The organism is Niallia laureatilytica (assembly GCF_046613985.1).
GTDB lineage: Bacteria > Bacillota > Bacilli > Bacillales > Cytobacillaceae > Niallia.
Genome location: NZ_JBKKHP010000015.1, coordinates 47,518 through 71,569, shown reverse-complemented (window position 1 = coordinate 71,569; position 24,052 = coordinate 47,518). Strand labels below are relative to the sequence as shown.

24 protein-coding genes are annotated in these 24,052 nt (G+C 36.1%); 11 read left to right on the top strand and 13 right to left on the bottom strand.

All coding sequences use genetic code 11. From position 1 onward, the window contains the following. Positions 1–28: 28 nt before the first annotated feature. Both ACLIJJ_RS24215 and xerS read right to left on the bottom strand, forming a co-directional pair. On the bottom strand, positions 29–301 hold the full coding sequence (locus ACLIJJ_RS24215) for a hypothetical protein (protein ID WP_233315268.1): 273 nt from the start codon (positions 299–301) through the stop codon (positions 29–31). A gap of 110 nt (positions 302–411) precedes the next feature. Next, entirely contained in the window at positions 412–1,530 is a 1,119-nt protein-coding gene (gene xerS / locus ACLIJJ_RS24210) for a tyrosine recombinase XerS (protein ID WP_233315269.1), read from the bottom strand. A gap of 359 nt (positions 1,531–1,889) precedes the next feature. On the opposite strand from xerS, the gene ACLIJJ_RS24205 reads away from it, so the two are divergent. After that, a complete protein-coding gene (locus tag ACLIJJ_RS24205; RefSeq protein WP_411411834.1) occupies positions 1,890–2,723 on the top strand; it encodes a Cof-type HAD-IIB family hydrolase in 834 nt (277 codons plus the stop codon). A 50-nt stretch (positions 2,724–2,773) separates the two neighbouring features. Here the strand turns inward: ACLIJJ_RS24205 and ACLIJJ_RS24200 are convergent, their stop codons facing one another. Next, entirely contained in the window at positions 2,774–3,790 is a 1,017-nt protein-coding gene (locus ACLIJJ_RS24200) for a Gfo/Idh/MocA family oxidoreductase (RefSeq protein ID WP_233315271.1), read from the bottom strand. Between the two features lie 169 nt (positions 3,791–3,959). Here ACLIJJ_RS24200 and ACLIJJ_RS24195 point away from each other — a divergent pair, with 169 nt between their 5' ends. Then, positions 3,960–4,823 (top strand): MurR/RpiR family transcriptional regulator, encoded by an 864-nt coding sequence (locus ACLIJJ_RS24195; RefSeq protein ID WP_233315272.1) that lies wholly within the window; start codon positions 3,960–3,962, stop codon positions 4,821–4,823. A gap of 43 nt (positions 4,824–4,866) precedes the next feature. After that, entirely contained in the window at positions 4,867–5,661 is a 795-nt protein-coding gene (locus ACLIJJ_RS24190) for a MurR/RpiR family transcriptional regulator (RefSeq protein ID WP_233315273.1), read from the top strand. A 24-nt stretch (positions 5,662–5,685) separates the two neighbouring features. Here the strand turns inward: ACLIJJ_RS24190 and ACLIJJ_RS24185 are convergent, their stop codons facing one another. Both ACLIJJ_RS24185 and ACLIJJ_RS24180 read right to left on the bottom strand, forming a co-directional pair. Continuing rightward, positions 5,686–6,669, bottom strand: coding sequence for a Gfo/Idh/MocA family protein (locus ACLIJJ_RS24185; RefSeq protein WP_411411833.1), 984 nt, complete (start codon positions 6,667–6,669; stop codon positions 5,686–5,688). Beyond that, positions 6,666–7,685, bottom strand: coding sequence for a Gfo/Idh/MocA family oxidoreductase (locus ACLIJJ_RS24180; RefSeq protein WP_411411832.1), 1,020 nt, complete (start codon positions 7,683–7,685; stop codon positions 6,666–6,668). The genes ACLIJJ_RS24185 and ACLIJJ_RS24180 overlap by 4 nt, the downstream gene beginning before the upstream one ends. Positions 7,686–8,107: 422 nt before the next feature. Here ACLIJJ_RS24180 and ACLIJJ_RS24175 point away from each other — a divergent pair, with 422 nt between their 5' ends. The 7 genes from ACLIJJ_RS24175 (at position 8,108) to ACLIJJ_RS24145 (ending at position 15,240) form a co-directional block, all read left to right on the top strand. Next, positions 8,108–9,424: a PTS sugar transporter subunit IIC gene (locus tag ACLIJJ_RS24175; RefSeq protein WP_411411831.1), complete on the top strand. Its 1,317-nt coding sequence runs from the start codon at positions 8,108–8,110 to the stop codon at positions 9,422–9,424. Between the two features lie 197 nt (positions 9,425–9,621). Further along, positions 9,622–9,912 carry a hypothetical protein gene (locus ACLIJJ_RS24170; protein ID WP_233315277.1) on the top strand — a complete coding sequence of 97 codons (291 nt, stop codon included), beginning with the start codon at positions 9,622–9,624 and terminating at the stop codon, positions 9,910–9,912. Positions 9,913–10,120: 208 nt separating this feature from the next. Continuing rightward, positions 10,121–10,528, top strand: a complete 408-nt coding sequence (locus ACLIJJ_RS24165) for an ATP-binding protein (protein ID WP_411411830.1) — start codon at positions 10,121–10,123, stop codon at positions 10,526–10,528. A 31-nt stretch (positions 10,529–10,559) separates the two neighbouring features. Next, positions 10,560–10,904, top strand: coding sequence for an STAS domain-containing protein (locus ACLIJJ_RS24160; RefSeq protein WP_411411829.1), 345 nt, complete (start codon positions 10,560–10,562; stop codon positions 10,902–10,904). A 24-nt stretch (positions 10,905–10,928) separates the two neighbouring features. Next, a complete protein-coding gene (locus ACLIJJ_RS24155) occupies positions 10,929–12,266 on the top strand; it encodes a SpoIIE family protein phosphatase (protein ID WP_411411828.1) in 1,338 nt (445 codons plus the stop codon). Positions 12,267–12,292: 26 nt separating this feature from the next. Beyond that, entirely contained in the window at positions 12,293–14,332 is a 2,040-nt protein-coding gene (locus ACLIJJ_RS24150) for a helix-turn-helix transcriptional regulator (RefSeq protein ID WP_411411827.1), read from the top strand. Positions 14,333–14,586: 254 nt separating this feature from the next. Next, positions 14,587–15,240 (top strand): transcriptional regulator, encoded by a 654-nt coding sequence (locus ACLIJJ_RS24145; RefSeq protein WP_411411826.1) that lies wholly within the window; start codon positions 14,587–14,589, stop codon positions 15,238–15,240. Positions 15,241–16,620: 1,380 nt separating this feature from the next. Here the strand turns inward: ACLIJJ_RS24145 and moaA are convergent. Beyond that, positions 16,621–17,634 carry a GTP 3',8-cyclase MoaA gene (gene moaA, locus ACLIJJ_RS24140; protein WP_237942714.1) on the bottom strand — a complete coding sequence of 338 codons (1,014 nt, stop codon included), beginning with the start codon at positions 17,632–17,634 and terminating at the stop codon, positions 16,621–16,623. Positions 17,635–17,751: 117 nt separating this feature from the next. On the opposite strand from moaA, the gene ric reads away from it, so the two are divergent. Continuing rightward, a complete protein-coding gene (gene ric, locus ACLIJJ_RS24135) occupies positions 17,752–18,459 on the top strand; it encodes an iron-sulfur cluster repair di-iron protein (protein ID WP_233315646.1) in 708 nt (235 codons plus the stop codon). A 42-nt stretch (positions 18,460–18,501) separates the two neighbouring features. Here the strand turns inward: ric and ACLIJJ_RS24130 are convergent, their stop codons facing one another. Genes ACLIJJ_RS24130 through ACLIJJ_RS24100 form a run of 7 tightly spaced genes read right to left on the bottom strand, consistent with a single transcriptional unit; the run spans position 18,502 to position 24,048 of the window. Then, positions 18,502–19,074: a molybdenum cofactor guanylyltransferase gene (locus ACLIJJ_RS24130; protein WP_411411825.1), complete on the bottom strand. Its 573-nt coding sequence runs from the start codon at positions 19,072–19,074 to the stop codon at positions 18,502–18,504. Positions 19,075–19,091: 17 nt separating this feature from the next. After that, on the bottom strand, positions 19,092–19,808 hold the full coding sequence (locus tag ACLIJJ_RS24125) for a YwiC-like family protein (RefSeq protein ID WP_237942711.1): 717 nt from the start codon (positions 19,806–19,808) through the stop codon (positions 19,092–19,094). Between the two features lie 28 nt (positions 19,809–19,836). Continuing rightward, the gene (locus ACLIJJ_RS24120; RefSeq protein WP_233315287.1) at positions 19,837–20,526 is read right to left on the bottom strand and encodes a Crp/Fnr family transcriptional regulator; all 690 of its coding nucleotides are present in this window, start codon (positions 20,524–20,526) and stop codon (positions 19,837–19,839) included. Positions 20,527–20,556: 30 nt separating this feature from the next. After that, positions 20,557–21,039 (bottom strand): molybdopterin-guanine dinucleotide biosynthesis protein B, encoded by a 483-nt coding sequence (mobB, locus tag ACLIJJ_RS24115; RefSeq protein WP_251645862.1) that lies wholly within the window; start codon positions 21,037–21,039, stop codon positions 20,557–20,559. Continuing rightward, a complete protein-coding gene (locus ACLIJJ_RS24110; protein WP_411411824.1) occupies positions 21,036–22,298 on the bottom strand; it encodes a molybdopterin molybdotransferase MoeA in 1,263 nt (420 codons plus the stop codon). The genes mobB and ACLIJJ_RS24110 overlap by 4 nt, the downstream gene beginning before the upstream one ends. Positions 22,299–22,343: 45 nt before the next feature. After that, positions 22,344–22,994 carry a response regulator gene (locus ACLIJJ_RS24105; protein WP_233315647.1) on the bottom strand — a complete coding sequence of 217 codons (651 nt, stop codon included), beginning with the start codon at positions 22,992–22,994 and terminating at the stop codon, positions 22,344–22,346. Next, positions 22,990–24,048, bottom strand: a complete 1,059-nt coding sequence (locus ACLIJJ_RS24100) for a sensor histidine kinase (RefSeq protein ID WP_411411823.1) — start codon at positions 24,046–24,048, stop codon at positions 22,990–22,992. The genes ACLIJJ_RS24105 and ACLIJJ_RS24100 overlap by 5 nt, the downstream gene beginning before the upstream one ends. Positions 24,049–24,052: the final 4 nt, after the last annotated feature.

Sequence of the window (24,052 nt, the reverse complement as noted above, 5' to 3'; positions counted from 1 at the left end):
CAAGCAAACCGAGGTTTTTTTAATTGATTTATCTTTCATAAGATGATAACGCATGGCTAACAGCATTATATGCTTCTCCAAACGCAGCAGATGAAGAAATGTCGCCTGAAATATTTAATTCATTTTTTGCATGATTCGCTTGTGCCAATGCGCGAATCATATCTTGCAGCAGTGTTCCTTTATCACCATAAAGATCTTTTGCTGTTTCTAATAGTTCAATACTTGCTGTTAAGTCATTTGCTCCAGGTTGGTCAAAGGTTCTTTCCAGATTTTCTTTTACTTGCTCTAGTATTTCCCTCATAAACGGCACACTCCTTAAAATTAATCAAAGGTATTTTGTGCGAAAAGAAAGAAGCTTATCCTATAGAAACAGAAGGAGAAAAAGCACTCCTGGTAGTCAGAAGTGCCTGGTTATTCGTCCTTATTTTGGCGCCGTTTATCCATTAATTCTGCAGCCATTTTTGCTTTTTCCCTCGATGTGTTGATATAAAGCAGGGAAATATCTGATTGGGTATGGCCTAATTGGTTCATGATTAAGGGGATATCACCGCCGGTATGCTCTGCTAAATTGGTTGCATATGTATGTCGCAATTTATGGGGTGACATCCGCTTATCAAAGGACTTCGTATATTTATATACAATGTCCTCAACTGCTCTGTTTGTTAATGGTTCGGGATTCCCTTTATACAGTTTAATGAACAAATACTCGTTTTCGCCGCTGCCTGCCTTATACTTAGTCGCTCTCACTTCCAAGTATTTAATAACATCCTGGAGAGAGGAGGGAGTAACAGACACCGTGTCCTTTTTGCCTCCTTTGCGAATGACACTGATTTCGCTTGCTGCTAAATCAACATCCTTTAAGCGAAGGGAGGTTAATTCATTTACACGAATACCGCTGCCAAGGAATAGGGACAGTATCGCAAAATTCCTCTCTTTATCCCGCTTATAATATCGCAGCTCTGCAGGTGTTAATGTTTCCTCATAATGATGCTCGATATAATGTAGGAACTCGACATCATTATCGTTAATAAAGATTTTTTCCGTTATTTTTCGCGCTCTTTCATTAAATGTTTCTGAGACTTTTTTTATCGGAATTTTTTTCATCACATTACGGTGAAAATAAGGTTCACCACCATCAACCTCTGCTTCTAATGACAGGTAGTTGAAAAGAGAGCGGAGGGCTGACTTTTGCCGATTAACAGTTTTCGGACTGATTTTTTTTGTCACATCATCTTTTTCCGTTAGTTTGTACTTTTTCCTTGCTGCATATTTGAAGTAGTTCTGCACATCAGAAAGAGGCAGAGCGCCTAATGCTTCCACTGGAATTTCCTTCATGCACTCGCAGGAAACAATACCTTCTGCAAGCAGCCAGGAGAAAAACTCTTTATAATCCCTCACATAATTAAACAGAGTAAGAGGCGAGCGAATATCCAATTTATCGTCTACATATTCAACGACATAATAAGGCATTTCCTTCAGCAATTCCTCAAGCCGTTTTTCATACATTTCATGTTGTTTTGTTATTGCCATGATCACACCTCATATCAGGAATAAGATCTATTGCCTGAATTTTTATTTCTGTACATCCACCAATTTTATAGGCATCAGCTCTTACCGAATTTATCGGTTTACTTTATTAAAACGGAATGATAAAAGACTCCTAATTTGGTATATATGTTTATTTTATCAAACAGAACATTAGTTCGTCTATCGGAAGTGTCTATAAATAATACTTTTTTTTGGAGAAGCCCGGGGAATATTTTTGAAAGTGATTTAAGAACCATATGTATTTACTATATAATAAGTATAGCAAAGAATAATAAATATTTCTGTTTATATTACGTATAGAGGAAAGAATGGCATAATTAAACAATAGAGTAGGTGTGTTTATGCAAAAAATTATTTTTTTGGATATTGACGGAACACTTGTAGATGACAATGGCATTATACCAGATTCAGCTAAGCTTGCTGTTAGAAAGGCGAGAAGCAATGGGCATTTCGTTTTTCTTTGTACGGGACGTTCTAAATCGATATTGTTTCCGGAAGTATTAGAGATTGGCTTTGACGGCATTGTTGGTGCGGCAGGCGGTTATATTGAGCTAAACGGAGAAGTGCTGTTTCATGAAGTTATAAAAAAGAATAATCTGCAATTGGTGGTGGACTATTTTAATCAGCATGAAATTGAGTTCTTCTTAGAAACAAATGAAGGCCTATTTGCGAGTAAAAGCTGTAAAGACAGCATCCGTGCACTGATTGATACTGTTTTTGAAACACAAACAGCACAAGCAGAATTACGGAAGTCGATGCAGTCATTTTATAACAGTATCAGTGAAGCCGAAGACTTAGTGAGAGATGATATTAATAAAATTGGGTTTTTAGGTTCTGCTGTTCCGATTGAGCGTATTATGGAACAATTTCCGTCTGTTTTTACTGTCATTCCTAGCACCGTGCCTTTCTTCGGAACTAACAGTGGAGAGGTGTCAATCTTTGGAATCCATAAGGCGTCGGCCATTGAAAAGGTAATCGGGCATCTCGGCCTAGAAAAAGAGCATACATACGCATATGGTGATGGTTCAAACGACATCGAGATGCTTGAATTTGTTCAATACGGTGTAGCAATGGGCAATGCTAAAGAAGAAGTGAAACGGGCAGCTAACGATATTACCGACAGACATGACGAGGATGGTATATATAACAGCTTTAAGAAATATGGGTTAATATAAGTAAAAAAGAAACCTTCACTGACTGTGAAGGTTTCTTTAAGTTAAACATCTTACTTACATTGCTTAATTCCTTGTTCAAGTATTTCCATCGCCAAAAGTGTTTGCTCATCTTTAATTTGTTTGTCTGCTCCATTGATGATAGCGTTATAAATATCATCATAGACGCGACCATAATCTCCAACTTCGGAAACAACCTTTTCTTCGTGATAAACTCCCTGTTCATCCATATATGTCAAGGTGCCGTAATGCTGAGGTAAATCGATTCCGAAATCAGCATGGTGTGGCATATAAAACAGCTTTAAATGTTCCTCTTGTCGATCCTCTGTTTGTTTGACAAAAACACCTTTTTTACCATAAAGGACAAAACTAGGACGCTGTACCAAACGAAAGAAGCTAGATTTGACGGAAACCTTCAGCTTGTCATAATAAAAATCTAAATCAAAATAATCGTTCATTCGGCCAGTACCAAGAAGCTGTCTGACATCATAATGGATATGGTCAGGCTTACCAAAATAAGAAATTACCTGATCAATCGTATGGGTGCCATGGCCGTATAAATAACTATGATAGTAAGTAAACGTATGAGTAGATTCTGGAGTTTCCGGTCTAAAATAATCATAATGCATTTCTACTTCAAGCAAATCGCCTAATTTACCGCTTTCCAAAACTTTTTTTGCTGTTAAGAAGTCGGAATCATAGCGGCGGTTTTGATAACACTGGGCAATCAAACCTTTCTCCTTAGCAAGAGCAAATATTTCTTCTGCTTCTTCCTTTGTCAGCATAAACGGTTTTTCCACTAGCACATGCTTATTATGCTCGAGTGCCATTTTTGCATATTCGAAATGCGATTCTACTGCTGTATTAACGACTATCAACTGAATTTCTGCATCGTTCATGATTTCAGTAAGATTAGTAGTATAATGAATAGAAGGATGTGCTTCCCAACTATCACGGTCAGGATTCCTGCGGTAAATAGTTTTTACCTTAATGTTTTCACGCTGTAGTACAAAAGGCAGATGATAACGATTTGTACTTTTACCATTTCCAATATAACCGATTGTTAACATGCTTCTCACTCCTAATTAGCTCTTGATAGCTTTAATTATATGGGTGCGAGGGGAAGAATGCTATAATCATCTTTGAAAACGCTTATTTAGGTAAAATAGTTCCGATTTTTTTGTTCATACTTTAAATATATTGGAAAAATAGTTCAGAATTAAAGGAGAATGGAGCGGCTTGTTAATAAAACAGATTGCAGCATATACAAAATTCACAACAACAGAGCAAACTATTGCAGAATATATACTCGCAAATACAAGCTCGATGGAAAATATCTCGATTCAGGAATTAGCGAAACGAACCTTCACTTCTAATGCTTCTATTATTCGTTTTGCTCAAAAAATGGGATTTAGGGGCTTCAAGGAGTTTAAGATTCAGCTGTTGAAATCAATCGAACAACTTGATGGACCGCAAAAAGACATTAATCCAAATATCCCTTTTGAGGACCATTCCCCGCTGATGAAAATAAGTGAAGATATGATGCATTTAACACAGCAAGCAATTAAAGAAACGTATCAGCTCTTAAATGAAGCACAGCTTATGGAAATGACTAAACATTTATATAATGCCAAACGTATTTTCCTGTTTGCGGCTGGTGATTCTCAAATTCGTGCCGAAAGCTTTCAAAATAAACTTTGGAAGATTAATAAATATGCTATTCTTGCTAAAGAGCGAGAAGAATGGGCATTAAACGCTGCGAATTTATTAAGAGATGACTGCGCCTTTTTCATCAGCTATGATGCAAAAGCTATGAATGACTTAGTTGCAGCAAGATTGATAAAAGAGAGAGGCATTCCTATTTTGTTGCTGACATCATATCCTGACAGTGAGCTCGGAAAACTGGCAGATGTAATTATTACCGTATCAAGATTAGAAACGAAGGAAACAGAGAAAATTTCCACCTATTCTTCTCAAGCAGCATTTGAATACATATTAAATGTGTTATTTTCCACTCTTTATCAAATGGAATACCAGGAAAATCGCCAAAGACAATTATGGAGAGCAGAAGTGTTACAGCAATTCGAAGAGAAACCTTTTTAGAGGATGTGCCAATGTTCGGCAGTAAGAGAAGGGGAAGTATGAAATGCTAATTAAAAAGATGAAATACAGCTATAATTTAACGTCACAGGAGCAGTATATCGTAAACTATATACTGGAAAATCCGACAGTTGTATTTAACGCAACAGCTAATGAACTGGCTAAATTAACTTTCTCCAGTTCCTCGACAATTGTTCGTTTATGTAAAAAACTAGGTTTAAAAGGATATCCTGACTTTCAGCTGAAATTGGCACTTGAATATAAGCAAGACGGGAAAGCAGAAAAAAAACACACTGATTTCTCTGAAACCAAAAGCAGCATATACGGGATAGATTTAGTTCCAGGGTTTTATGAACGAGCATTTACCGAAACGAGAAGAATGTTTAACCATGCCAGTTTAGAACATATAATCGAGTGGTTAAGAACCGCTGAACGGATCGATGTTTATGGTGTTGATATCAATTATTATATCGCCCAGCAAGCTTGCGCCAAATGGAATGAAGTCGGCATGATGGCAGTTGCCTATAACAGTGCCAATCAGCATTATTTAACTAATCTCAAAAATACGTCATCTACTATTTCTTTTGTCATTTCCCATACAGGAAGAAACAAAGCAATGATTGATATTGCAAAAAGGCTTCAGAACAATCATATGAAGGTAATCGGTATTACCGGGAGCCGCGATTCTGCATTAGCAAAATTATGTGACGAGGTAATCATGACATATTCTTCTGATAAGCAACTTGAGTTATCTAAAATCTACAACATGATGTCATCTGTTTATATTTTTGATGTATTGTACATGAATTCCTTATTACTTCAACAAGAAAAAGAGAGCTGAAAAAAATTTCAGCTCTCTTTTCTGTTAAATATTATCTGCCGCGAAAATAATATTAGCGTCCATGCGCGCTTCTACCACTTTTTCCATAACAGAACGACTATAATCAAGCAAGCTATAGCAGCGGTTATAATCCTTCGTTTTATAGATGTCATTAAACTTGAGCAGTTCATAGTATAAATTGTTCATAGATGTTTGCTCATTAAATTCTGTCTTAGCTTCGTCATTGTGAAGAATTACCCGTCTGCAGCCATTTGCTCCGTTTTCAACATGAATATAGCCTTTTTCTCCTTGAATCAGTACAAAGTTCTCGCTGCTAGTATCCTTTGCACCGGCACACACGGCAATAAAGTCTGGATAAGTTAATAACAGGACGCCAGATGTATCGATACCATTTGAATGTTTATTGGCGGTATAGCTCAGTTTCTCTGGAGTACCAAAGAGACCCATCACAAAATGCAAGTTATAGATATTAATATCAACGAGAGAGCCGCCAGAGAACTGCGGATTAAAGACGTTTGGTGTCTCGCCGGCAAGCAATGCATTATATTTGCTGGAATATTGACTATAGTTGCATTGGACAAGCTTTATTTGCCCAATTTTATTGATATTTTCTTTTATAATTTGATAGTTTGGCAAATGGATGGTTGTAATTGCTTCAAATAACATTAAGTTATTTTGTTTTGCTAATGAGATCAATGTATCTGTTTCTTGAAGGGTAGAGGTAAACGGTTTTTCACAAATCACATGTTTCCCATGCTCCAGCGCACGATAAGCCTGGTCAAAATGGAGACTGTTTGGTGATGCAATATAAACGATTTCAACAGAGTCATCGGCAAATAAAGCATCTAAGTCGGTATAGATTTTATTTACTTCATATTTTGCTGCAAGCGGCTGTGCAGTTTCCTCTTTACGGGAGTAAATTGCCACACACTCTGCACTTGCTATTTTCTCTAAGCCTTGTAAAAAGGCCTCAACAATAAACCCTGTACCTATTGTAGCTATTTTCATTGAGAACACCCCGATTTCTTCGCTGCTTCCACACCATCATTTAATATTTTTAAAACGGCTAAAACTTCTTCATCTTTCACTGGCTTTTCTGCACCAGTTTTTATACTTGCATATAATTTTTCGTAAAGAATACCATAATCGGTTATTTCAGACTTAACCGATTCATTATGCTCTATCCCATTTTCATCAATATAGGAAAGCTCTCCCCAATTACTTGCTGGTTCCACTTCAAACGATGCTTTTGTCACACCGTCTGGATTTTTTTGCTGATGACCGCTGCTGTATTTTATAAAGCTGCCTTTGTCGCCATGGACAATAAACTTCGGATGATTAATCTTTACAGCTAAGCTGCATTTTACCGTAGTCTTTAACAGGCCGTAATGGAAGTCGATATCGACATAATCATCTGATTCTCCTGGATGATTTATACTTCTAACATCATAATGAATTGCTTCTGGCTTACCGAATAAGGAATACAACTGGTCAATCGTATGAACCGCTAATCCGTGCAATAAGCCAAAACCCTTTTGGATATGCTGCGGATTAAAGTAGTCATAATGGGACTGTATTTCAATAAGTCGACCAAGCACACCACTGTCGATTACTTTTTTCAATGTAAGAAAATCACCATCAAATCGTCTGTTTTGATTGGCCATCGCAATCAGTCCTTTAGACTTAGCCAAGTCGAAAATTTCCTCTGCCTCTTCCACAGTTGGCGCAAATGGCTTTTCCACAAGGACATGCTTATTGTGCTCTAACGCTTGCTTCGCATAGGCAACATGACTGTCAACATGAGTACAAATAACGATTAATTCTATTTCATCATCATTTAATACCTCTTCGAAGCTTGTTGTGAAGAGGATATCAGGATACCAGGCTTCTCGTTCTGTATCTCCAATACGATCTTCTTCTCTTCTAAAGATACTTTTCACGTTAATCTGATCTTTTCTTTCTAAATATGGTAAGTGATAATTTACGACGGCATTTCCAAAACCTACAAACGCTATGTTTAACATATGAACTCTCCTTTGCAATTTCTTAAAATAATCATAGCATCGAAATGACTATTAAAAACCTATCGTTGTCATTATGGTGATATCTTTCTAAATGCAGTTGAGACCATACGAAACTTGAAATCTGATTTCATTTCCCAAAATATATATGAGGCAAAAAGTAAAAAGATTAAAAGCCAAAGAACCGCTAATTCATGCTATTTATGTAATGAAGATGCTTGCTGAGAATTGGGAAATAATAAACCCTTTTTTTACGCTTAGAAGAGGATAACCATTTATCAGCAGCAGAAATAACAAAAACCTCTCTAGACAAATAATTGAGCAGTATCCTATAATCCGATTAAGAAAGATAGCGCTTACAAGGTTGTTGTCGACAAATAACCAACATGCAGGTAGTGTAACTGAATAAAAGGGGAGAGGTTAAAATGATTAAACCTAAGACATCATTTTTAGAAAGAATCTCTAATATTGTTGTAAATCGATTAGCCGGACCAATGGCAAAGTTTGGCGGTATCCCCGTTGTTGCCGCTGTAAAGGATGGTTTAGTCGCAATTGTTCCTATTGTGATTATTGGAAGCTTGTTTTTATTACTAGCTATGCTCGGTTTACCAGGTACTTTCAGTGAAGGGGCCCTTATCCCAGCATTATCTAGTCTAGCTCCAAAGCTGCTAGTGTTTTTCCATATAACCATGAATTTTCTCTCGTTATATGCTGCTGTTGCGATTGGCATGAATTATGCCAAACACTTTAATATTGATTCCACTAATGCTGCCTTATTAAGTGTAGCGGCATTCTTTTTGATTAATATAAATGATTTAACAAATGGGATGGATGTGACGAATTTTGCTGCAGGAGGATTATTTGCAGCAATTATCAGCAGTTTAATCAGTATTAGAATTTACCGATTTTTTTTGGAAAAGAAAATTACCATCCGAATGCCAGATGGGGTACCGCCAAATGTGACGAATGCGTTCGTTGCGCTCATACCGTTTTTGGTCATCTTAACGGTTTTATGGATAGTCCGTTCTATACTGAACTTTGATATCACAGTGTTTCTGAACTCCGTGTTAGGGCCAGTATTCAGCGGCACAGATAGTATTTTCGTGTATGTACCAAGAGTGTTTATCGGACTTTTGCTTTGGTCTGTTGGCATGCATGGAGATAATATGATAGGACCAATTTTTGAACCATTAAAACTGCAATGGGTAGCGGAAAATGCAGAGGCTTTAGCGAATGGAGTTAACTTAAAGGATTTGCCTCATGTGTGGACGACAGTGGTCGAACGAATCACAATCTGGCCTGCTGCTGCGTGGGGAATTTTGTTCTGGATGTGGCGCTCTAAATTAAAACAAGCTAGAACGTTGGCAGGCATTGTAACACCTGCAGCTGTATTTACAATTATTGAACCAATTGTTTTCGGCTTGCCAATTGTGTTAAATCCTTTTTTCCTTATCCCTTTTATCCTATCAGGGACCATCGCAGCTATAGTAACTTACGGGGCATTTTCCCTACATCTTATAAATAGAGTCTTTGTTGAACTGCCATGGGCTACTCCGCCGTTTATATCAGGCTATGTTGCCACAGGCGGTGACTGGAAGGGAGTGCTTTTAGTTATTATCAACTTTGCTATCGGCATAATCGTATATTATCCTTTCTGGAAAGCCTATGAAAAAGCTGAGAAACAAAAGGAAAGCTTAGAAAACGAAAAAACAGCAAATAATGATTCAACTTTATCTCTTTAATTTGAACATTGGGAAGGACCTATTTCTAGGTCCTTTCTCATATTTTTACGATTGGATTAGGAGGTCTTACTACATAGGACCCTCTTCCTCAGGAACGGATTCCTATATATCTTTACCTAGATAATAGGTATGATAAATCTATTATACAGAAGAGTAAAAACAACTTAGTCTGGATTCATCAAGGAGGGTTAACATTTATGATTGAAATGACAGTAGACAAAAAACCAGTTTTAATAACTTTATATGATATGGATAAAAATTATCTGAAAAATAACTTACGAAAAGAAAAAGCTTTTAAAGTACCTACTGCAACTGGAATGACTATTATGGAAAGCGACTATTTATGTGATTTGATCATAGATGTTCAATCTAAGGATGAAATCAGGCAATTAGTTGATATGCTCAGAACAATCAAAAAACGAAATATGCCGGTTAGATCGTTATTTCAAACGTTAGCAATCGGATTAGTTTCTAAAGGGATTCATTAACCACCATTTATTTGTAGTTATCCCTTAATACTATTAGATAAAAATTGTATATCTATGGCATGGAATCGGCAGTATCGGTCTCATGCCTTTTCCTATTTTTTAGCCGAAAAATTGATTTTAAAAGTATGAATCAAGAAGAGGTTAATTATTCTTTATATGCATATCCTAACAAATAATGAGCAGGTGGATTATCGTTTGAGGTGTAAACATGACATTAGCCTATACAATATCCCGATATGAGGAGCTTGAGGAAAAGCTTCCTACTATCGAGGAATATCTCCAGAAAATAGCATATGGAAACCATGTGAAGATTTTGTATGCTTTATTGGAAGCAGTCAATAATGCCTTCGAACATGGAATCCAAACAGTTAAAGACGGAAGCATTACTTTTTCCATAAAGATAAGCGACAAAAAACTTTATGTTGATGTGTTGCATAATGGAAACGGTTTTAATTATGAACAGAAGATTGGGATGATTGGCAATCCAGATGTGTTTTTTAAAGAGCATCAAACATGTATGCGCGGCCGGGGAATAGCCATCATGCAGAAGCTTGCTGATAAGCTTATTTACACAGAAGAAGGCAAAAAACTGACTCTTATCTTTAGGATAGAGTAGTTTACTAAAATTTAAAGAAAGTGTGGCAGAAATGAAAGTCATAAAAAAAGCTAATATCCACATCCTTGAAATGAACGAAGATATTACGATTAAGAACAGCGAACACTTCCGACTAATGATGGGGAAGTTTCTGCATGAATCGACTGCCTCTTTAATACTTGATTTAAATCATGTTTCCTATTTGAACAGCTCAGGACTCGGTGTAATCGCTGATGGAGCTATGAAAGCAAGAAAAAATGGAAAGGAGCTTGTTGTTTCAGGAATTACGCCACCATTGGATGAGATATTCGAAATCGTTAAATTCAGCACTTTTATGGAGCTATTTCCTACATTGGAACAGGCTGAACAATATTTTGAACAAAAGAAGACGCTTTAATGCTTAGAAGGAAAGGGAAGTGTAATGAAGCAGATAAATAGATTATCGGGAAGTAAATGGATAGGTGTCCTACTGGCTGCATACGTAGTAATGGAGCTGTTTATCTTCCTTAAACTTTCTTACAAGCTGAAAACAGGCATGGATATTCATCGTTTTGAAGAATATCAAACATTAAGTTTCTTCTTGCATCTTCCATTAGGTTTATTTATCGTTTGTCTGTTTTGGAAAGAAAGGAAAGAAACAATACGAAAAAAAGAGCTTATATTCGACTTAGAAAAAGTAACACTTAGGCATTTTACCTTATTTAATAATAATCTCTATCTGGCAATTATCGTCAATAACGAAGGCACAATAACAGAAGTTAACGAACGAGTAACTGACGTGCTAGGAGATAAGTTGATTGGGTCTCATTTCAAAGATCTGCTTTTTCATAAAGAAACCTCCAAATCACTTGAAAATTTCGAGGATGTACTAGAAGGGAAAATGGTGGACAGTACAGACATCATACGAGATAAGCATGAAAACCCAGTTTATATAGAATATAAAAGCATTCCGTTAATTATGCAAGGAAGAATAGATGGTGTCTGTGTTATCGCAAAGGATATAACAGAAAAGAAAAAACTAGAAGAGGAAATGAACAAAGATCTTGAACTCGCGACCATTCTGCAGCAAAGTGTACTCTGCAAGCCGCTAATTACGGAGGAGGTTCAGATAGAAGGGCAGTATATTCCAGCACATAATATCGGAGGAGATATGTATGTCTGGTATAGGATTAATGAGCATCAATACGGAGTGTTAATTATGGATGTAATGGGACATGGTGTTTCAGCTGCCCTTGTTTCCATGAGTATACGGGCACTGTTAGAAGGATTGATTGTCAGGGTAAAAGAACCTGTTCTTGTCATAGAGACACTAAACGCTCATATGCATAAATTGTTTAATGATCATACCAGCTCCTTACAGTTTTTCACTGCACTATATGCAGTTGCAGATACGAAAGAAATGAACTTAACATATATTAACGCCGGCCATCCTCCAGGGCTATTGGTACAGTCTGATCATGCAGAGCTTCTTAAATCCAATTGTGTTCCTTTAGGAATACTTGAAGAAATCAAGCCAACCGCTGAAACAGTACCTTTAAAAGATTCTTCGCAGTTACTTCTATTTACAGATGGACTATTAGAAAATATTGACGGTACAGCGATGTACCATGCTGTTAATAAATTGAAGGAATCTGTACTCGCTAATTCACAACTAGATACAAAAGAGCTATTGGAGATATTGCTTCATGATGGGGAAATAAGTAAACATGATGATATTTCGTTTGTTAAGATGGCAATCAGCAAGTTCCGACATATATAAAACATTATAATATAGGATGATTAAAATTGAATGTAAATACTTTAAACAATGACATAGTAACAGCACTGATAGAAACATATGAAAGCACCATTCGATTGCCAATCCACCTTGTTAACAGCAAGGGAGGGTATGTAATTCGAAATACAGACATCATGCTGCTCTTTAAAGAATATTCTACAGAGCTTCTCGACGTACTAAATATAGCTTACCAAATAAAAAAACCAGTAGTAATAACACCAACAGATGAGAATATCGGATGTTATAAATACATCCTGTCACCCTTTTTCCAATATAGAGAAGACTCGTATTTAATTATTACCGGTCCTTTTGTGGAAGATGTATGCGGAAGCAATATAGTGTCTACCGCGTTAAACAAAGACATTCCTATTCTTACCGTAAAGGAGAAAGAAAGCGCCTTAGTAAAGATAAACGATCTACATTATAGCTTAATGTTTGTAAAAAGCTTACGACAAGAAATGACGTGGAAAAATCAGCTGTTGACACTTTATAAAAAGCAGCTCGCTTATATGGAGGATTTCTCTATAAGTAATATTTTAGATTACGCAGTAAAAGAGGGCTTTGTGGACTTTATCGGTATTGCCAAAAGAGAAGAAAATGCTATTTATACCATCCAACATATAAACGGGGATGCAAAACAGTTGGAGGGAAAAAGCTTCTTTATCGGAGAAGGTTTATTAGGACATGCTGCTGCTACAAAAAAGATCTTTCATTTTGAGTCTATAAAAGAATCACCAAAAGCAGGATTCTTTCATCAGTTTGACATATACCCTCAGCATGTTTTTGGTTTCCCTATCCAACAGGCTAAAGAAACAGTAGGAATTATGTTTGGAGGCTCCTTGACTAATAAGCCTGTAAGCAAAGAGCTAACAGAGCATTTACAAGCACTTGCACAAGCAGCCGCTCAAACAGAATTTTTAATCCAGCAATTGAAGCTTGTTGACAAACAAAGAGATGTTCATGCAGCCTTTTTGAATTTAGCTGACATACTATTGCATACAAATGATCCAATCAGTGTTTTGTACAGCGTTATGGACGTTTGTCATAAATGGAGCAAAAATTGTTTAACTATCTTTACAGCGAGAAGTGGAAAATTGTACAAAAGAGGCAAGGCTTCACAAGCTGCTGAACAAGAGCATCATAAAGTTGCTGAACAACTCTTTTCTAACGGTCACCGAGTTGAAGTAAACGCTTCTAAAAAAGGCTTAATTCATAAGGCAATCACTTTAAATGAGCAAGTTTTAGGTCTGTTTACCATTCACTTCGAGGAAGAGGGGCATTTAGGAGATAAGAGGCTAGAGGCAGAGCTTAAGTTATTAACCGAGGTTTTAGCTGTAAGCTTTGGTTCAAAAAGAATTATTGACTTAGAGGTAAAACAAGAGCCTACTGAAATACTTTTCGAAAGCTTAAAGGAACTAAAACCAGAGGAATTTCATCTTACTTGTAAAGCGACGGAACTACTGAAAGGGTTTATGAGCAAACAAAGCTGGCAGGATTCTGCTGTTGAGGAACTGTTAGAGACATGTAAGGTAATCCCATTCAGTCTAGACTTTCTTCACGATAAAATAAGTGCAGAACGGCTGAAGATACTTAGAGAATATCATCATATACTAAACGGAGAAGAGCAAAGAAGCATTCTGACTGAAGAGGCGCAGCTATTAGTATTAGCTTTTTCTTATCTTAAAGGAATCACAATTCCCTTTAAAGACATAAATAGTCCATTAGCCGTTCAATTCCGTGAATATATCATCGTCCAGAAGGCAAGTAGCAGCAAGGAATTAGAAGCGGATCATGCTACAATCGGAATCACGGAAATTGAGGATTTGAAAGATGTGAAAAGCGTAATAGATAATCTTTCATTAACAAGCAGAGAAAAGGAAGTTCTTCATTTAATTCTTGAAGGTTTAAATAATCAAGAAGTTGCCGATTTACTTTTCATTAGCGCCCATACTGTCAAAAACCACCTAACAAATATCTTTCGAAAACTCGATGTGGCAGATAGAGTACAAGCAATGGCGAAAATTTATCGGATAAAGTATGAACAATAAGTGAATTTGAGGTATATAGCTACACACTGCCAGGCAATATCTCTTTAGTTGTGATGAATTATTGAACGTTTTGGCATTTGATAGAAAACTTTTAATGTGCTCCTGTATAAAAGGGTAACTAGGGAGAGTAACAAAATGTCGAAAGGAATCTCATTTAATAACAACGACGTTTTCTTTAAATTTACAAGCGAGCTATACGCAGATGTAACGCTTGATGTTGTTGGTCTTATCAGATACCGAAAATAAAGACGCTATTGCCAAATGAATTCCGATTTACTGCAGATGAAAAAAGATCAGATACTGTTTTCCAGCTGGAAGACGGCTCAATTTTAATGTTAGAATACGAGAGCAATAACAGATTCAAGGAAAATCATTTGAAGTACATGAGGTATGGACATCGTATTTTACAACGATACTTTCAAAGGAAAAATAACATAAAAAAGATTCACTTAGTAGTTGTGTACACAAGTGATGTAACAAAGGATAGTTTAGACGCAGGATCCTTTCGAATTTCCTCCAATCCTGTATTGTTATCAGAGTATAACGGTGATGCTATCATGGAGAATATAAAGGGAAAAATACGTGATAATGTTGAATTAAACCTTGAGGAGCTGTATAAATTAAGTTTTGTGCCATTAATGTACAGCGCAAAGGGTCGTAACGAATTAACACATGAAACAGTAGAGCTAGCGAAATGTATAAAGGATGAACATATACAACTACAGGTAATTGCAGGAATTCTTACCTCAACAGATAAATTCATTGATAATAACTACGCCATCAAAGTAAGGGAGTGGTTAAAAATGACAAAAGTCGGACGGCTTTTTGAAGAAGGCAAACAAGAGGCTGTTGCGGCGGCAGTTAAAGAGGCTGTTACAAAGGTAAAAAAAGACAAATTATTGAATTAGCTAAGTCTTTATTAGATGTGCTTGCACCAGAAGTAATAGCAGAGAAGACAGGATTAGATATCAAGGACGTCGAAAAATTACAACAGGAAAAGAATGTACTTAATGACTAAAGAAATAGAATGATTTAAAGCATGGGCCTGATACAGTATAGGAACCATGCTTATTTTATTGCAGATAAATAAAGGTATGAAGACTAAAAAATTGTAACTCAATGGACTTTTCTATCTTAATCAAACAAATAAGAACAATTGTTCGTATAATACAATTTTTACGAATACTAGTTTACATAATTAATTTATGGTAAATAATAAATAACCAAAAGTATAAAAAATTTAATGGTGCTTATACTTATCAATAACGGAATCTGCATCCTTGCAATATATAAATCTATTAGTGTATGTCTGCTAAGCGTAAAGTAAATGAAGAAAAGGGAAGGGGAGTTGTTTGCCAAGAGCTGAAATAGTACCTTGTTTATTAATAAATACAGTTTTCTTGCCATTAGATTCTATTATTATGTACCTGCAAGATCTACTGGTAGCAATTCGAACTACACTTTATCTATACAGAGTTTGATGATATCTCCATAAATCTTAGCATTTTGACGTTTTTACAGACTTTTAGCTTAAATTTTTCTTTTTACAGTCGTTAATTTTAACTATTTAACTAAACTTATTTATATATTGTTTAACTTTGAATATTTTACAGATATCGACAAATATTAAATTGTTATCATAGGTTAATCACTGCAATTTAACGGCTGCTATGCAGTATGTGTTAGCAACGCAACCGCCAATTAAATACACTAATTAACCTTAACATCATGGTACATTTGAATTCATAAACAATTCCTAATAATACTATTCGTAAAATTAGTATTATACGAATAGTTGTATATTTCTTTTCCTGTGCCCCCTTAGCATTATAATTAATAAAAACAGTAAATTTTATTAAGGTTATTTGATGCAGTAAATTCTGCACCAACATTTAATTGCGCACAGAATTCAACTGCACACATAGTTGCAACAGATTTTTCATTCATTTAACTTTAGTTTGTATTTATTCGATGTAATTTGAGGATTATTTAATTAAAATTAATTCTCCGCTTATTAATTAATTGTTTGTTAACAAATTCAAATAACGTTAACTATTATGTAACTATTTAACCTGTAAATATAATTGCAATTCAAACTAAAACACAAAATTTATCCGATATATCGCATTTTCACTCATATAACACACAATAGCATACCATTCACCTATACTTGCCTTATTTGCACAGTTTCTTAAAAAATACATTTCGTAAAACAGGTCTTATACGAATAGTTCTTTTATATCTCTACATCCAAGAAAAAAGACAATCACTTTAAGTGATCGTCTGCATTACCCGCCAATTGAAGACATTTCGATTTTCTTTTTTTGTTTTATAGATAGATTACTTCGCTCTTCTGAGTAACGATCATGTCGACCGTTCCAAATTTGCGATATTTTATTGATAATAATGTCGTCATTTTGTTCACTGCGTATTAAGCTGCGTAAGTCATGGCCTGCTGATGCAAATAAACAGGTATATAATTTTCCATCTGCTGATAACCTTATTCGTGAACATGTTGCGCAAAATGTGTCTGTTACGGAAGAAATAATTCCTATTTCTTGGCTACTGTTCAAATATTGATAACGTGTTGCTACTTCACCAGTATAATTTTCTTTGATTTGTTTAACTGGCATCTGCTCATTTAGTTTGTTTAGTATCTGCTGTTTAGTAACAACCTCTTCCAATTGCCATCCATTTGAATTACCTACATCCATATATTCAATAAATCTTAGAATAAGCTTATGTTGTTTGCAAAATTTGGCCATTGGAATGATGTCTTCCTCATTTTGTCCCTTTTTAACAACCATATTGATTTTAACAATCATTCCTACGTTTAAGGCAGCATGTATGCCGTCCATTACGGTTGTTAATTTACATCTGTGCCCATTTATCATCGAAAACCGCTCTGCATCCAATGAATCTAGACTTACTGTGATTCTCCTTAATCCTGCTATATATAAATCCTTTGCAAATTTCTTTAGCAAAGAACCGTTTGTAGTTAATCCAATATCTTCTAGTCCCTCGATATTATGAAGCTCCTTAATTAAGGCTGGTAAGTCCTTTCTAAGCAGTGGCTCTCCTCCGGTTAGGCGAATCTTTTTTACACCTAGCCTGACAAATAGCTTAGCTGTTCTTACAATCTCATCAAATGACAGCATCTGTTCTGACGGCATAAATGTATACCCAGACTTAAATAATTCTTCTGGCATGCAATATACACAGCGGAAATTGCAGCGGTCTGTAACCGATATACGTAAATCTCTTAATGGACGCTGTAATTTATCTAACAGGTTACTCTTCATACTGTCATCTCTTTTCTATTATTTTTCATTAAATGTGATGTATATCACAAGTTTAAAGCGGGATACTTGTTATTCTTAATTAGAGCAACAACTAATCAAAGTACTGGAGGCTATATGATGAATCAACCATTTAACGAGCATTCTATTATTAGTGAGATTGTTACCGAGTTTCCAAAGGCCAGTGATCTCTTTAAAACATACCGTATTGATTTTTGCTGTGGCGGTAATCGTCCGCTGATTGAAGCAGTTACTGAAAGAAATTTATCAATAGATGAAGTGTTAACAAACTTATCTACACTTTACGAACAAACAAATTTATTAAATGAAGCAGCGATAGACTGGAAAAAAGCTTCTTCTAGTGAATTAATAGACCATATTGTCAGTAAGCATCACCGTTTTTTACGAGAAGAATTACCACTGTTAAGTCCATATGTAACAAAAGTTAGGCGTGTTCACGGTGAAAATAATCCTCATTTAGTAAGAATACACAAGCTGTTTTTTGAACTCAAAGCAGAATTAGAGAACCATATTCACAAAGAAGAAAATGAAGACTTTAAGCTAATCTTGGAATATGAACAACAGCCAACTGACGAAAATTATCAAAAATTAACTGCTATTGTTGCAGAGCTTGAGAGCGAGCATCAAAACGCTGGAGACATTTTGAAGGAACTGCGTGACATTACAAATGACTTCACACCTCCAAGCAATGCATGCGGCACCTATCGTCTTGTTTATCATCGTCTTTGTGCCCTTGAAGCAGATATGTTTCAACATATCCATTTAGAAAATAACGTATTGTTTAAACGAGCAATTAAACTAGCTTAATTGTTAGAAAGAGCATGACAGATTTTGTTCATGTTCTTTTTTTCATGTAATAAACTTGATATAGTCCCTTTGTTCGTTAATATTAATAAAACTATCTTCGTTAAACTCCTCCACAAATTTCACATGAAGCTGTGTCAACAAGCTATTCATCGATAAATCTTGGCTTTTTAATGCAGAAAAGAGCTTTTTTTTGATTTTAAAGTTGTAAATAGAAATTAGAGGCTGAGATTTTTCGTTTACAATTGGAACGATTGCTTCATATCCGTCTTCTAGATGAGCTAATAATACCTCCATACTCTGATGCGTAATAAACGGGCTGTCAATTGGCAAAACGAAATACCATTCAGCTTGCTCTCTTTCCATGACGCTATATATTCCAGCAAGGGGTCCATACCCTTGAAAACTGGGCGTGTCTTGAATGATGGTTACTTCCTTAGCAATAAATCTATCTGTAATGGCAGGATGTGAAACTAAATAGATTTTGGAGGTAATAGCTTGGAGTGCTTCTATAGAATATTGATAGAAAAATTTATTCTTTCTCCTCGCAAAGGCTTTGTGTTCACCAAATCTGCTAGACTGTCCGCCGGCTAATATAGTACCTATATATTGATGCATATGCCCTCTCCATTTCGTTACTTAAGAAAAAATAAGCTTACTAAAAAAAACACAATTCCATTAATGATCTCTATAATGCCAATTCTTAGCGGTTTTATTGGCCTCTTTCTTGTAGTAAAAAAATCTTTGCACACACTTGGCAAGTACGCTATCGTCATCCACGGTAAGGCTATTAACAAAGGAAATAGTAGTAATAATAGGTGGAAAATATGAGACTTTCTTTTAAAAGCGGGATTTTTTCGCTCCCTGATTAATGATTTCACGTAAAAGGCACTGCTCATAAAATAGAGCGTGGTAATACATAACAATAGGATTGCCTCTTTCGTTAAGCTTCCTTGCCCAACTATATAAGCAGCTGTTCCCCCGAGAGAAAAAATAAGAATGCCGCTTAAATTATTCCATAAGCTCCTCTCTTGCTTTTTTTTAATGAAATATCTACTAACAAAGAGCAGTGGTAATAATAAGAATATGCCCCATAAGAGAATTGGCTGCATCCATATAATTGGAACGGTAAATAGGATAGCAGCTGTACTATACTTTAGTACCCATGGAAGCATATCTTTCTTTAATTTTGGCTTACGGATGATATTCAATAGTGGTGTAGATGTCAAAAAAATAAAAAACCAACCGATTAAAAGAACAAGATGAAGCCAATTAGGTCCAGACAATATCATTCCGAGCAGATATGGAAGAAAAAACATCATCCAAGTTCCGTGTTCTCTTGGCAAAACCATATGAAATCCTCCCATTTCACTTGCTTGATTAGTTAAGTTCAGCTGTTAATTTTTCTAAATGTATTAATAAATTACCTTCCGTAGTAGTACTGACTAACTGCTTTTTTCGTAATTGATTAAGTGTGCGGTTTATTGTTTCTCTTGATGATCCAATCATGTTAGCAAGCTCTCGATTAGTAAAGTGTGTAGTAATGAGATATAAATCTTTAGTAAAAGGTACTCCATTTGACTTACATAAACGTATTAACAACATCACTATTTGATCGTAGGAACTGTGCAGGATTTGTTCGACCAATCGGTCTTGCAAGTCAATGATTTTTTCAGCGAGAAACGTAAACATTTTCATACATAATTCAGGATGTTTTATTAGGATTTGTTCAAATTCAGTGATTGGTGTGACAACTACTTGAGCATTTTTAAGTACTTCTGCATGTGCTGGAAAGCTCCCTTTCCGAAATAATCCAACATGAGGAAACATTTCGCCGACTTGTGGCACTGCTACGATTTGTTCCTTTCCCGTTACATCTGTGCGATGGATTTTAAGTTTACCTGCGTATAGAAAAAATACTCTATCAAGCGGGTCACCTTGCATATAAATAAATGATTTCGTTTTATATAGCTTCATATAGGAAATGTCTGCAATAGGAAGAAGCTCGTCATCTGAAAGCTCTTTAAAAAGCGTTACACTTCTTAAATAGTTAAATATTACGTCTGACATCTATATTACTCCTCTACAGTGAATAACTTGTTAAACTAGCTTCCTCTTCGGTAATTCCTGTTCAATCCAAGCAACCAATTTGTTTATGTATGCCTTCTTATCTGCTAATTGATCACAGAATGGGATTATGGAATGAATATTTGAGAGAAACTGCAACTGATCGAGATCACGTTCTGACCGTGTGAAAACGACTTTAGGAAATTGCTCCTGTTTATATCCTTCTATTAATAAAAGATCATAATTTAAACAAGACAGCAGCATATGGATTTTTTCGATATCCCACTTTTGATTAGTTATCTCTAAATGGAGAACTCCCTCACCCTCTACTATACTTGCAACAGCACCTGCATCGCTATACTTTGTGGAATCCTTCACAATATTGTCAGGAATGCCGCCGTGTCCATGATGCTTGACTGCGATGACATTATAGCCTTTCTCTGTTAATTGCTGAATCGTCCACTCCATTGCCGTTGTTTTGCCGCTGTTTTGAAAGCCTACGTATTGAAGTATCAAAATAGGTCACTTCCTTCGTGATCTTCTAATAAAAGCACTTCAACTTCCATGCCTTTTTTATAACCTCTCGTTCCTCCAGGAAGGACCATCAGGCAGTTTGCATAGGCAAGTGAAAAGATAATATTGGACTTATCCATACCAATTGGCGCTACGAATAACTGTGTTCCGCCAGTAAAAAGCTTGCTGCGCACAAAGCGTGTAAACGGATTAGCCTTAGGAAAATCAACGTCTAAAATCGCTTTTACTTTTTTCAAAAAAGGTTTATTGCTGCCCAAGCTATGCCGAATGATGGGGCGTGCAAACAGTTCAAAACCGACATAACAAGCTGAAGGATTCCCAGATAACCCAAACAATAGCTTTCCATCTAAGCTTGCAATTGTTGTAACACTTCCTGGCCTCATCGCTATTTTATTGCAAAGAATGTCTGCTCCAAGCGCTTCATATACTTTTGGCATATAGTCATAGTCTCCAACTGATACTCCACCTATTGTAATCATCATATCTACTTCAGCAATTGCCTTGTGTAAGGCGTCATATGTCGCTGTAAAGGTATCTGGTATCTTTCCATAATGGATTGCTTTTGCACCGCTTCGTTTAATTTGTTCTACAATCATATAGCTGTTGCTGTTACGTATCTTCCCGGGAACTAATGGTTCCTCTACATTCAATAGTTCATCACCTGTAGCAAGAACCCCGATTTTCGGTTTACGCATAACGGCTAATTTTTTGAAACCAAATGTTGCTAACAAGGATTGAATTCCAGGATTTATTTTTGTTCCTTTCCTTACTAGCAGTGTTCCAGACTTAATATCTTCTCCACGAAAGGATATATTGTCTCCCTTTTTTAGCTTTCGAGTAATTTGGATAAAATTCTTTCCGTCTCTTTCTATCTCCTTCACTAGCTCCAACATGATGACCGTATCACAGCCGGATGGAATTGGTGCTCCTGTCATGATTCGAACTGCTTGGAGGCGACCAATTCTTTTATGTGATACTGAGCCTGCCCCGATTTTATCAATGACCTCGAATTCTATCCTATTCTCTGATGATGCCCAAGCAGTATCCTCTGCACGCAGCGCAAACCCATCATATGGTGATTTATCGAATGCCGGTACATCCGTTTTTGCGATAATATCCTCTCCTAAAAAACGGTCTGTATTGTCTTCAATAGCAACGATTTCTGTCATGCCTGGATTATGATGCTCCCAAATTCTCTCGATCACTTCGTTAATTTGGACTGGTTTTCGAGATAAGTTCATTTAACTTCTCTCCTTAGTGTTAGTAATGTAACTACTAGGCAAACCTTATAAATCTATTAAATTCTTTTTTATTGCATATTGGACAAGCTCAGGCCTTGTCGTAAGGCCTAACTTACTCATCATATTTGCTTTATGTGCTTCCACTGTTTTCACGGAAATAAATAATTTGTCTGCAATTTCTTTATTTCCATATCCTAGTGCAACTAACGGAAGCACTTCCTGCTCACGGTTTGATAATAAATAATAGGAATCCACGATTTCAGGATCTTGCTCTGGACTCTCAATATGTTCACGAACCATTTTAGTCGAGACTTTAGAGTGAATATATCTTTCCCCTTTCATTACTGCACGAATAGCATGAAGCAGCTCATCATCTTTAGCATTTTTTAAAATATAGCCTGTTGCACCTGATTTAAAAGCGTGATATAAATATTCTTCATCATCATGCATCGTTAGTATTAAGACTTGAATAGGAGGAAAAGCCTTTTTGATTTTCTTTGTTGCCGAAAGTCCGTTTTCTCCAGGAGGCATACTTAAATCCATTAGAACAACATCTGGCTGAAGTCTTTCTACTAAATAAGTAACTTCAAAGCCATCAGCTGCAGTCCCAACTACTTTCATATCCTCTTGTGCGTCAATTAAGAAGGAAAGACCGCTTCTGACGATGGCATGATCATCAGCAATTAATACATTAATCATCTTCATGCTCCTCCTGTTCTAGTGGGATGACAGCTAAAACCTTGGTCCCGATTCCAATGGATGTTTCAATGGAAAATTTTCCTCCAAGCAGAGAGATTCTTTCCTCCATATTTCGCAGACCAAGACCTGTTCCCTTTACATGGATATTATGCAAATCGAAGCCTAAGCCTTCATCCATTACTTCAACACGCAGCTGTTTTTTGCCAGCCAGTAAGTAGACGACAACCTCATCTGTGTCAGCATATTTAGCGGAATTAATAAGCGCTTCCGTACATACCCTGTATACCATTGTTTCAATCTTGCCTGTATAACGTTCTGTTTGAATATTGCTGTAAAGCTCAACCTCCATGCCGAATGTTTCTTCAAATCGTTTACAATAGGACTTTAACGCTGCATAAAGTCCCATATCATCTAAAGCTGCCGGACGTAAATCGATGGCCATCGATTTTATCGAGTTTAGAGATTTTACGATAATTGTTTCGATACTGCTAGCTGTTTCTTTCACTTTTTCGTAATCATTTGTATATCTCATAGATTGTAATTGTATGAGGGCACTGTAGATTTCCTGTGCCAAGCCATCATGCAGCTCTCGTGAAAGCCGCTTTCTTTCTTCTTCTGATGCATGGATAACATATTCTGTTAAAGATTTTTGGAATTGAAGCTTTTCTGTTTCTTGTTGGTTTGTTAAATTTCGTAAGATAAGCACATTTACGTCATCCACTTCCTCAAGAGGAAAGTAGCTGCCGCTAAACGGTGTATCATCTGCATGCTGATCGTTCTTTTTTGATAAAAATAACTGAAAAGACTCTAGATTTTTTTCTCCTTCAATAAAACAATTTGAGCAGGTTTGATAACCTGTTTCATTTGTCATGCCGTTGCAAAGATGGCATATCGATGACATATTGGCTACATTCACTTCAAATTTATTAATAAGCTCAATGGCTTTTGGATTCATAAACAGAACTTCATTTTCATGCAAAAAAAAGACTGCATCATTCATTTTATTAAACATTGCTTCAATCAATTTCTGTTTAGAAATGGCAGTTCCCATTTAT